The organism is uncultured Dialister sp. (assembly GCF_937959425.1).
GTDB lineage: Bacteria > Bacillota > Negativicutes > Veillonellales > Dialisteraceae > Dialister.
Genome location: NZ_CALGPS010000084.1, coordinates 1 through 2,805 on the forward strand (window position 1 = coordinate 1; position 2,805 = coordinate 2,805).

At 57.5% G+C, this 2,805-nt stretch carries 2 protein-coding genes; both read left to right on the top strand.

From position 1 onward, the window contains the following. Nucleotides 1-534 precede the first annotated feature (534 nt). Complete coding sequence (locus tag Q0482_RS03410; protein ID WP_299143395.1) at nt 535-1,644, top strand: aminopeptidase P family protein; 1,110 nt, start codon at nt 535-537, stop codon at nt 1,642-1,644. A gap of 12 nt (nt 1,645-1,656) precedes the next feature. After that, nucleotides 1,657-2,415 (top strand): type I 3-dehydroquinate dehydratase, encoded by a 759-nt coding sequence (aroD, locus tag Q0482_RS03415; protein ID WP_299143398.1) that lies wholly within the window; start codon nt 1,657-1,659, stop codon nt 2,413-2,415. Nucleotides 2,416-2,805: the final 390 nt, after the last annotated feature.

Here is a 2,805-nt window from a genome sequence, read left to right on the forward strand (position 1 = left end):
CCCCTTCCACCACTACGTGGTCCCCCCACCCCCGAGTGCGGGGGTGGGCAAGTTTATGGAGGGAAAAGGAACCGCGTCACTACATCCCTTGCCCACCCCTGTTTCAGGGGTGGGTGGCGAGCGCAGCGAGCCGGAAGGGATCAGCGTTACGGGGCTTGCCTTCCCGCCGGACAAGTCATTCTGAGCGTAAGCGAAGAATCTTGGTGCGTGGACGATAGTGACTCATTATCGTTAAATACCAGTCGGCGGGAATTGGCGACCTGTGGTCGCCACCCCCTATCCCGCTGCGCGGGACTTCCCCCTATTCAGGGGGCAGAATAATGCCTCTCTATGCTTACTGAAAGAGTCATATGACAACACATAGCCCCCTTGCTTTTGGGAATGCAGTCCAGTGGCCTGCGGTAAGCCGACAGCCGATAGCCGACAGCCGACAGCCGTCTCACTTCCCCGCTGCCCCTATCCCCAAAATTTTTCTCAGCAAAAAATTTTATTTCCTATATAATAGAGTTAAGAAAATATTAAGGAGGGAATCCTATGCTGGATATATATAAGAGGCGCATGGCTGCTGCCGGCGCGGGGCTGGAGGCTCTGGGGCTGGATTCGCTTATTGTTTCCGAGCCTGCCGCCCTTTTCTATCTCACCGGGGAGATCATCCATCCCGGCGAAAGGCTTACGGTGCTGGTATTCCGCAAAAAGGAGCCGCCTCTCTGGCTCCGGAACCGGCTTTTCCCCCTGAAGGAAGGCATGGGCCTTTCCATGGAGGAGGCGGATGGAGGCCGCCCGGCGGATATTTCCTTTGAGGACGGAGAGGACGGGCTGGCCCTTCTCTCCCCTTTCCTGCCGAAGGGCATAACCGGCATCGACAAGACCTGGCCATCCCATTTCCTTTTATCCCTCATGGCCCTTCGCCCCGACCTGTCCTTTAAGAACGGTTCTCCCCTGGTGGACGGCCTGCGGGCGGTGAAGGACGAGGAGGAAATCAAAGCCATGCGCCTTGCCTCGGCCATCAATGACCGGGCCATGGAACGGATTTCCCGCTGGATCCATCCCGGTGTGACAGAAAAGGAATGCGCCGACAAACTCCTTGCTATTTATAAGGAGGAAGGGGCGGAGGGGTTCTCCTTCCCGCCTATCGTTTCCTTCGGCGCCCATGGTGCCGATCCCCACCACATGCCCGATGACACAAAACTTTCCGAAAACGAGACAGTGCTTTTTGACATAGGCTGCCGGAAAAATCATTACTGCTCCGACATGACCCGCACCTTCTTCACCGGCACTCCCACGGAGGAGCAGAAAAAGGTACATACCCTGGTACGGGAGGCGGGAGAGCTGGCGGAATCCCTGGTGCGGCCGGGAATCCCGCTGGCTGACCTGGACCGGGCAGCCAGGGAATACATTGCCAAAGGAGGATACGGGTCCTTCTTCACCCACCGTCTGGGCCATTTCATAGGCCTTAAAGAGCATGAGGAGGGAGAGGTGAGCTCCTCATCCCCCCTCGTGGCCAAACCTGGCATGATTTTTTCCATCGAACCCGGCGTCTATCTGGAAGGCCGATTCGGCGTCCGCATCGAAGATCTGGTGCTGGTGACGGAAGAAGGCTGCGAAGTACTGAACCATGCCGGCAGGGGCTGGCAGATTTCCTGAAAGGAGAAAACCATGATGCAAATCAGACATATGATCCTCGGGGAAGGCAGGCCCAAAATCTGCGTCCCCCTCGTTTCCGCTTCCTTTGAAGACCTGGAGAAGGAATGCGCCTCCCTGAAGGAGCTTTCCCCAGACATGCTGGAATGGCGGGTGGACTACCTTCTGAACAAGGAGGATTTCAACGCCGTAACCGACCTGGACAAAGCATACCACATCATCCGCTCCCACTTTGAAGACACGCCCCTCCTCACCACCCTTCGCACCAAGAGCCAGGGCGGCGTCCACAAAACCCCCGGCGGCGACTATGTGCAGCTCATTTCCCTCATCCTCGCCTCCCGCTGGGCGGATATCATCGACATCGAATACGGCCATGAAATCATGGACACCAAAATCCTCATGGCCCGGGCCAGGGCCCGGCAGATTCCCACCCTCATGAGCTACCATAAATTCAAGAGGGCCCTTTCGGAAATGGAAATCGTGGACACGCTGGAAAATATGAAATCCTTCCGTCCCGACATCCTGAAAATAGCCGTCATGCCACAGACCCCCCTGGACGCCGCCGCCCTCATCAACGCCGCCGCCAGGGTAAACCGCCTCTTCCCTGACACCCCCGTCATTACCATCGGCATGGGCCCCCTGGGCGTCCTCACCAGGGTGGCAGGAAACGGGCTCGGCGCCCCCCTCACCTTCGCCGCCGGAAAAGAAGCCAGCGCCCCCGGCCAGCTGACAGTGGAAGAAGCGCGGACGGTGCTGGGGATATTGTATAAATAAGGGCCTTCGGCCCCGAGTTCAAAGGGGAAGGTTCTTAAGTTTGACCGGCCCTTTGGGCGGTCGGGTTCTTAGGTTTGACAGCGGCCAAAGGCCGCTGAGGGTTGTGGTGGCGGCTGACGCCGCAGGTTGGGACCGCCTGTCGGCGGCGGGTTGTGTAGAAGGGTTGAGGAAAAAGGTTCTTAAGATTGATGGGCCCGGGGCCAAGGGTTCTTAGGTTCGACGGGCCTGCGGCCCGAGGGTTGTGGATTGCCGCTTCGCGGTGCACAGCGAACACATTTTGCAGGAGCGTCAGCGACGCACAAAATGTAGTGAGTCGTTTCCCCTTTAGGGGCAATGGAGGGTGTAAAATTCCTTGTGTAAATTAGATTCCTATTAATAAACATGACATTT